Here is an 8,127-nt window from a genome sequence, read left to right on the forward strand (position 1 = left end):
CGGCCATGCGCTTTTTCGCTGCGCGGTGTTGTTCTTGTCCGAAGCCCCGTCATCCTAGGCGCCCGGAGCGATCCTGTCAGCCATGGCCCACACCGAAAGCCCCCCGACCTGGACCCAGCGGCTCCTGCGCTACGGCACGGGGGTGCTGATCCTGGCCCTGCTGGCCGGGGCGCTGGTCATCCTGAACCGCTGGCTGGAGCAGTACAGCGTCGCCGACATCCGGCAGGCGCTGAACCGCATCACGGGCGTGCAGCTTCTCGCCGCCTCGGCGGCGGCGGCGGTCAGCTACTGGCTGCTGACGCTCTACGACCTGCTGGCCCTGCGCCACCTGCGGCGGCCCCTGCCCTACCGCTGGGTGGCCTTCACCGCCTTCACCAGCTACGCCTTCAGCCACAGCCTGGGCTTCGCCAGCATCATCGGGGCGACTGTGCGCTACCGCCTCTACGCACCGCACGGGCTGAGCGGGGTGGAGGTGGCGCAGGTGACGCTGTTCGTCGTCACCACCTTCATGCTGGGGCTGGCGACGGTTATGCCGGTGGTCATGCTGATCGACCCCACGGCCCTGAAGGCGCTGCACGTCCCGCCGGCCAGCGCCACGTTGCTGGGGCTGGCGGCGCTGGCGATCCTGGTGGCCTATGCGGTGGGCGGCTTCTGGCTGCGCCGGCCGCTGCGGGTGTTCGGACACGCCATCGCCTTCCCCCGCCCGTCCATCGCGGTTCGGCAGCTCCTGCTCGGGCTGTGCGACCTGTCGCTGGCGGCGCTGGTCCTTTATCTCTGCCTGCCGCCGAGCGACGCGGTGAGCTACGCCGACGTTCTGGTCGCCTTCGGGCTGGCGCTGGTCGCCGGCATCATCAGCCATGTGCCGGGTGGGCTGGGCGTGTTCGACGCCATCGTCCTGGTCAGCCTGACTCCGGCCATGCCCGGCAACGACGTGATGGCGGGGCTGCTGGTCTTCCGGCTGATCTACTATCTGGCGCCGCTGGTGATCGCCGGATTGATGTTCGGCGGGGTCGAGGCCTTCCAGGCCCGGCGCCGCATCGGCGGCCTGTCGCGGGGCATCTCCGCCGCCGTCAGCCCGGCGGTGCCGCTGGTGCTGGCCGCCTGCATCTTCATCACCGGAGCCTTCCTGCTGTTCTCCCGCGCCACACCGGAGGAGACGCTGCCCGCCCCCTTCGACGCCACGGCGCTGCCGCTGGTGGAGATGTCACACTTCACCGGCAGCGTCGCCGGGGTGCTGCTGATCCTGCTGGCCCACGCGGTGCAGCGGCGTTTGCACGCCGCCTGGGTGCTGTCGCTGATTCTGCTGGCGACCGGCTGCGCCTCCGCCCTGCTGAAGGGTGGCGACTGGCCGGAGGCCATCGTGCCCGGGCTGATCTTCCTGGCGCTGCTGCCGGCCCGCAAGGAGTTTCACCGCCGCGGCAACATCCTGCGCAACCCCCTGACGCCGAGCTGGTTCATCGCGACCGGCGTGGCGCTGGCCAGCGCCTTCTGGCTCGGCCTGTTCTCCTACAAGCACATCGCCTTCAGCGACGAGTTGTGGTGGCATTTCACGTTGCACGGCGACGCCTCCCGCTTCCTGCGGGCGTCGGTGGCGGTCGGGGTGATCGCGCTCGGCGCCGCCCTGGCCCATCTGGTGTCGGCGGCCAGCCGCGACCCGGAGGAGCGGGAGGAGAAGCCCCCCGGCCCCCTCACCGCCGCCAGAAGGACGGACTGAGCACGACGAGGATGGTGAAGAACTCCAGCCGCCCCAGCAGCATGCCGGCGGCCAGCGCCCATTTGGCGCCGTCCGGCATGGTGGCGTAGTTGCCGACCGGCCCGATGGTGGGGCCGAGGCCGGGGCCGACGTTGCTGACCGCGGTCGCAGCCCCCGACAGCGCGGACACCACGTCCACCCCGAGGAAGGCCAGGACGAAGGCCAGGACGAACACCGACATCAGATAGACGAAGCCGAAACCCATCACCGAGATCATCACGTCGGCGCTGACCGGCTTGCCGTTGTAATTGAGCGGAATCACCAGGTTCGGGCTGTAGAGGCGGCGCTGCAGCGCGCGCAGCACGATGAACAGGATCTCGAACCGGAAAATCTTCAGCCCGCCCGAAGTCGATCCGGTGCAGCCGCCGACGAAGGTCAGGATGAAGAAGACCACCGACGCCAACGGCCCCCACCGCTCGTAGTCGATGGAGGCATAACCCGTGGTGGTGACCACCGAGACGACGTTGAAGGTGGTCACGCGGATGGCGTCGTCCCACGGCACGTCCCGCGTCAGAGTCAGCCAGACCGACATGCCGAAGGACACCGCCGCGAGAAAGCCGAGGTACCAGCGGATCTGCGTGTCCGCCCAGAAGCTGGCCGCCCGCCCCTGGGCCAGGCTGATGAAGCGGACGAAGGGCATGCCGCCCAGCACCATGAAGACCACCAGGACCCACTCGATCGCCGGGCTGTTCCAGCTGGCGATGGACGCGTCGCGGGTGGAGAAGCCGCCGGTGGACACGGCGGTCATCGCGTGGTTGACGGCGTCGAACCAGGACATCCCCGCATAGGAGAGCATCACCGCGCAGACGGCGGTCAGGCACAGATAGATCCAGCCCACCGCGATGGCGAGGTCGCTGGCCCGCGGCGTCACCTTGTCCGACCGGTCGGAGGATTCCGAGCGGAAGAGCTGCATGCCGCCGACCTGGAGGAAGGGCAGGATGGCGATGGCCATGCCGATGATGCCGATGCCGCCCAGCCATTGCAGCAGCGACCGCCACAGCAGCAGCCCCGGCGCCAGCCCGTCCAGCCCGGAGATCACCGTGGCCCCGGTGGCGGTCAGCGACGACATCGCCTCGAAATAGGCGTCGGCCGCCGACAGGTCGATCTGCGACACCATGAAGGGCACGGCGGCGAAGGCGCAGATGACCACCCAGGACAGGGCGGTCAGCAGGAAGGCTTGGCGGACGTTCAGCGCGATCCGGTCCATGCGGTTGGCCAGCATGAACTGGACGCCGAAGAACAGCGTCAGGGCGCAGGCGATGGCGAAGACCATCCAGTCCGGATTGCCGGCCGCCAGATCGACGGTCATTGGAAGAAGCATCGCGACGGCCAGGACGCTGAGAAGCGCGCCGATGATGAAAAAGACGGGGCGGGTGTCGAAACCAGTCATGCAGAGGCCATAGCCGATCGGAATTGCGGCTTAACTTGTCACGATTGCGACGCTTCGGCATGCCCGAAGCGCGCCGTAGGGCGATTTTCCCAATGGGTTACCCCATACAGCCTGTTTGAACTGGGCCAAGGCCGTGAATCAGCCCAGTGAGTGCTCCGCTACCCCGAAAGATGTCTGGAATCGGGCCGGATGCGCCCCCGCAAAGAGGGGCGTGGGGCTGGACGGCGGGGGACATCCTGTGCACACTCCGCCCCAGTACGGCTCAAATCGTCGAGCCTTCCCGGATGGCCGGGACCTGCAGGAAACTGGAACAGACAATGGACTGGCGGCGTGCTTTCGGACGATGCCCTGATCTTTCTTCAGCATTCGATCAAGACAGTGTGGACTCTGGAGATTCTGCTGATTTTACGGCGTGATCCGGGTCAGGCATGGAATTCGGACGAACTCATTCGCGAATCGCGCAGCAGCACGCTCATCCTCCAGGAAGCTTTGGCGAATCTTCAAAAGGCTGGATTGATCGAGACGGATGAGGACCAGCGCATCCGCTACCAAAGTGCGACCCCAGCCCTGGAACGCCTCGTGGCGGAGATCGTCTCCGCACAGGCCCGCCGCCCGGCGGCGGTCACCAAGGCGCTGCTTTCCGTGTCGTCGGACAAGGTCCAGAATTTCGTCGGCGCCTTCCGCGTCGGAAAAAGGACATGAGAGTCCATTCATAAATTCCCCCCGGAACAGGGTCGGATTTTGCTAAACTGCCGTTCGAAGTAACCGCATTTGGACCGCTCCCCTGTCCGGAAGAGGGGCAAATGGCTGCGATTGCTTCGATCTGCCGACCGAATGGCTTCGATGTCCTGTGGAGTTTCCATTATGCCGTTTCACCGACCGGCCCTGGGGCTGTCCCTTGCTGCCCTTGCCCTGGCCGGAACCCTGACAGGCGCGGCCCAGGCCGCAACCACGGATCGCAACCCCGCTCCGGCAGCCCAGACCGCTCCGGCCACCGCGCCCACCGGCGCGGCCGAGGCGGCCTCCGCCGCAAAGGTCACGGGCTTCCGCTCCGCGCGCTTCGGCATGACGGGGGAGGAGGTCGTGAAGGCCATCACCAAGGATTTCAAGATCGAGGGCAAGGACATCCGCCGCGAGACCAACGCGACGGAGCGGACCACCAGCTTGATCGTGAAGGTCGACGACCTGCAAACCGGCGCCGGTCCGGCGGTCGTCGCCTACATCCTGGGCCATTCGACGCAGAAGCTGTTCCAGGTGAACATCCTGTGGGGCGGCGCGGTGAATCCGAAGGTCGACCCCAACAGCCTGGTCGGCGCGGCCAACGCCCTGCGCAACTACTTCGTGGGACAGGGCTACCGGCAGGAGGGCATGCTGCTCAACGCGCCGGTCGGTGACGGATCGCAGGTGGTGGTCTTCCGCGGCACCGACAACCAGGGGCGCATGAGCCTGCTGACCCTCGCGGTTCCGCCGAAACCTTCGGACGACACCCCCGCCCTGCCGCCATCGCTCCAGCTCTCCTACATCGAAAAGCCGAACGAGCCGGACGTCTTCAAGATCGAAAAGGGCTTCTGAGCGCCAAACTTCGCCGGTCCGCAACGAAAAAAGGGCGGCGCCATGATGGCGCCGCCCTTTCCGTTTCCGGCGAACCGGATCAGCCGCGAAGGGCGAGGCGGTCGACGAGACCCGACCAGCTGCTGACCGAAATCAGGTGGGCGTAGACCAGCCCCAGCCAGCCGCGGTCACGCCATTCCACCAGCGTCTCGGCGGGAAGCTGGTTGAAGGCCGCCTCGTCGATCACGTTGAACCCGGCGAGGCTCAGCCGCTCGCCGTTGTTCAGGGTGATGTCGGCCCGCTTCTCCGACATCAGGCCGGCGGCGACCACCGCCTCGACGAACTGCGTGGTGTAGGCGCTCTGGGCCTGGACTTCCTTGACGAACTCCAGGGCGTTGTTGGTCAGGGCGGACGGCTGCCCATCGACGAAGAAGGGGTTGTCCCGGCCGGGGACCACGGAGTCCGCCGCCTCGTCGATGCACAGGGTGAGCTGCGACCCGTCCTCGCTCTCCAGGAAGATGAACGGATAGCGGCGGACATAGGCGGGGATATAGGCCCCCTCCTCCCACGCGCCGCTCGCGTCGACGAACAGATTCTCCCCGCTGCGCAGACCGAGCAGTGCCACCGGCTGGGCCGTCGGGCCCTCCGAAAACAGGATCGGGAACTGCTTGCAGGCGGCGGGGAACTCCGCCGCCATCAGCGGCACCGAATTGGTGGCAGCTGCGAAAGCGAAGTTCGGCTCGGTGCGCAGCGACAGATCGGCGTCACGGGCGGCCACCAGCGGGCGGGGGCTCTTGTAGAACAGGGGCAGGGTCGGGTTGTTCATCGTTCGCTATCCAAAGGGTAAGGCCGCGGAGAAAGGCGCGCCTCAGCGCGCCTCCTCCCTCTCCGTTTGCTGGTTGCCGGTGGTCAGGACATCCGGCTGCGCGCCGGCGCGGGTGGTGCCTGGGGCGGTGCCGGCGCCAGCCGAGCCGCCGGTCCCCGGGCTGGTGGTCAGGACCTCCGGCTGGGTCCCCGCGCCGGTCAGGGTCGGGGTCGTGCCGGCCAGAGTGAGAACCTGCGGCGCGGCGTAGGCGGCCAGAGCGTTCGGCGTGAGGCCGGCGCTGGACACCGTACCGGTGAACAGGCTGGTGACGCCGGGGGTGCTGGGAACCGGGACCACCACCACCACGGTCGCGGCGACCCGGCTGACCTGCTCCGTCGGACCCCAGGGGGTGTTGTTGATGAAGTACGGTGCGGCCCGCAGCGGGCTGTCGATCGCGCTGGCGGCCAGAGCGTCCGTCTTGCCGGCCACGGTGCCGAACATCCGGGCGGAACCGGCCTTGGGAACGGTCAGGCTCAGCACGTCGATCTTCTGCAAGGCGCTCCCGGTCTCCTGTCCGATGAGAAGCGCCCCGCCGTCGGACGCCATGGTCAGCATGGTGGACTTGCCCTGGAGCCCCGCCATGGTGATGGGGCCGCCCGCCGAGATGGACGCTTGGCCGTCCGGCAGGAACGCCAGGGCGCCCAGCGTGATCGGGCCGGTCTTGGCCGTAATGCTGGCTGGCAGAACAATGCCCGATCCACCGGATTGGGTAAAGCCCCCCTCCGTGACAACCGTGGCATCGCGACCAAAGGTCACCGTGCCCGCCGCGTCCGTCGTGACCAAGGCCAGCGAGCCCGCGCTGTTCACCGGCGCGCCGAAGGTGAAGCCGGCGCCGGTCAGGCGGAGGCCGCCCGTTCCGGTGGCGGTCAGCGCCTTGGCGAACCGGGTCTCGCCACCCACCGTCTGGGTGAGCGAGCGCACGGTCACCGCCCCGTCGTAGAAGACGCCGCCCGGGGTTCGAACCGTGACGTCGCCCATCAGGCCCGACGCGCCGATGTCGCCCGCCGCCCGGATGGACGCGCCGTTCAGCGACAGCGCGGAGCGGTTGGCGCTGTCGATGGCCCCGCCGAACACGAGGTCACCACCGCCGCTGGTCAGCGTGCTGATGCCGGACACCGTCAGGGCACCGCCGAAGCGCTGCGCCCCGGTGGTGGTGACGGTGGCGCCGTCCAGGCGGGTGCCGCCATTGACGATGATCTGCCGCAGAGTGCCGGTTTCGCCGAAGACCCCGGCCAGGACGGCGTCGCCGTCGACCGTCAGCCCCTGCACCCCGTCGTTGGCGGCTTTGCCGCCGTTCAGCAGGGACACGGTCCCACCCGTCAGGACGGTGTCGGTCCCCAGCGTCACCGCGCCGCCGAAGCCCTGCTCCGCCACAGTGGTCACCGTGCCGCCGTTCAGGGCGGCGGCACCGGTCACCGACAGGCGGCTCAGCGCCTGCGTGCCGCCCACCGCGCCGTTGATGACGGCGTCGCCGGCGATGGTCAGCCCCTGCCCGCCGCGGCTGGCGGCGTCCAGCCCAGCGGCCAGCACGATGGTGCTGCCGGCCAAGCGGGTGTCGGTCCCCAGCACCGCCCGCTCCCCATAGGTCTGGATCCCGGTGGTGTCGACGGAGCCGCCGTTGAGAGCCAGCGTGCCCGCCGCATCGGTGACGACCGAGGCCGCGCGGACCGACTGGGCGAAGCGGGTCTGACCGGCGCTGTTCACCGCCAGGGCGCCCAGCCGGTCGGTTCCGCCGATCACTCCGGCGAAGACGGCGTCGGCGGTCCCGCTGTTGACGGTCAGGGCCTGCCCGCCGTCCAGCGTTCCGGCGAAAGTGACGCCGGCGCCGGTCAGGACCGACGGAGCGTCGGCCAGACGGACCGCGCCACCGTAGGTCTGCGCCCCGCTGGTGACGGCGGTGGCGCCCTTCAGCAGCGTCTCGCCGCCGACCGTCAGCGCGGCCAGCGCCTGCCGGGTGCCGAGGGTACCGGTGAGCGCGGCATTGCCGGCGATGGTCAGCCCCTGACGGCCCGCCTCCGCCGCGTCGAGGCTGCCGGACAGCAGCACGAGGCTGCCGGCCAGGACGGTGTTGGCGCCCAGCGTCACCGCGTCGGCATAGCTCTGCGCGCCGGTGGTGTCCACGCTGCCGCCGTTCAGGATGGTGATCCCGGTGGCGTCGGTGGACAGCGAGGCCGCCTTCACCGCCCCGGCGACGGTGGTGGTGCCGCCGCCGTTGACCGTCAGCGCGCCCAGACGGCTGATGCCGCCGACCGCGCCGCCGAGCAGGATGCCGCCGTTGCCGCTGGCCAGCGTCAACGCCCGTCCGCCGTCGACGGTCGAGGCGAGGACGATCCCGTCGGTGCCGGTGATCCGGCTGTCGCCGCCCAGGGTCACCGTTTCCGCCGCCGTGAAGACCGTGCCGGCCTGGTAGGCGCCGTCCAGCGTCACCGCGTCGTTGTAGGTCTGCGCACCCGTCGTCGTCACCGACGTCAGGCTGGTGGTGCCGCCGGCGTCGGTGGTCAGGCTGGCCAGTGCCGTCGTGCCGCCCACCGCCGCGTTGAACTGCGTGGCCCCGCTGCCGTTGATGAC

The 8,127-nt window shown here is 69.1% G+C and carries 6 protein-coding genes; 3 read left to right on the forward strand and 3 right to left on the reverse strand.

Features of this window, described 5'->3' with window-relative positions; translation table 11 throughout:
• The first annotated feature begins 82 nt into the window (after positions 1 to 82).
• The gene (locus ACFPMG_RS28030) at positions 83 to 1,714 is read left to right on the forward strand and encodes a lysylphosphatidylglycerol synthase domain-containing protein (RefSeq protein WP_376998479.1); all 1,632 of its coding nucleotides are present in this window, start codon (positions 83 to 85) and stop codon (positions 1,712 to 1,714) included.
• Here ACFPMG_RS28030 and ACFPMG_RS28035 read toward each other — a convergent pair.
• On the reverse strand, positions 1,689 to 3,143 hold the full coding sequence (locus ACFPMG_RS28035) for a TrkH family potassium uptake protein (RefSeq protein ID WP_376998480.1): 1,455 nt from the start codon (positions 3,141 to 3,143) through the stop codon (positions 1,689 to 1,691). The genes ACFPMG_RS28030 and ACFPMG_RS28035 overlap by 26 nt on opposite strands.
• Before the next feature lie 330 nt (positions 3,144 to 3,473).
• On the opposite strand from ACFPMG_RS28035, the gene ACFPMG_RS28040 reads away from it, so the two are divergent.
• Positions 3,474 to 3,845, forward strand: coding sequence for a hypothetical protein (locus ACFPMG_RS28040; protein WP_376998481.1), 372 nt, complete (start codon positions 3,474 to 3,476; stop codon positions 3,843 to 3,845).
• 162 nt (positions 3,846 to 4,007) lie between these two features.
• Positions 4,008 to 4,715, forward strand: a complete 708-nt coding sequence (locus ACFPMG_RS28045) for a hypothetical protein (protein ID WP_376998482.1) — start codon at positions 4,008 to 4,010, stop codon at positions 4,713 to 4,715.
• Positions 4,716 to 4,794: 79 nt separating this feature from the next.
• Here the strand turns inward: ACFPMG_RS28045 and ACFPMG_RS28050 are convergent, their stop codons facing one another.
• Both ACFPMG_RS28050 and ACFPMG_RS28055 read right to left on the reverse strand, forming a co-directional pair.
• On the reverse strand, positions 4,795 to 5,520 hold the full coding sequence (locus tag ACFPMG_RS28050) for a SapC family protein (protein ID WP_376998483.1): 726 nt from the start codon (positions 5,518 to 5,520) through the stop codon (positions 4,795 to 4,797).
• 42 nt (positions 5,521 to 5,562) lie between these two features.
• The coding region (locus ACFPMG_RS28055; RefSeq protein WP_376998484.1) for a beta strand repeat-containing protein at positions 5,563 to 8,127 on the reverse strand (2,565 nt) is incomplete at its 5' end.

The organism is Azospirillum himalayense, from assembly GCF_042657465.1.
Taxonomy (GTDB): Bacteria; Pseudomonadota; Alphaproteobacteria; order Azospirillales; family Azospirillaceae; genus Azospirillum; species Azospirillum himalayense.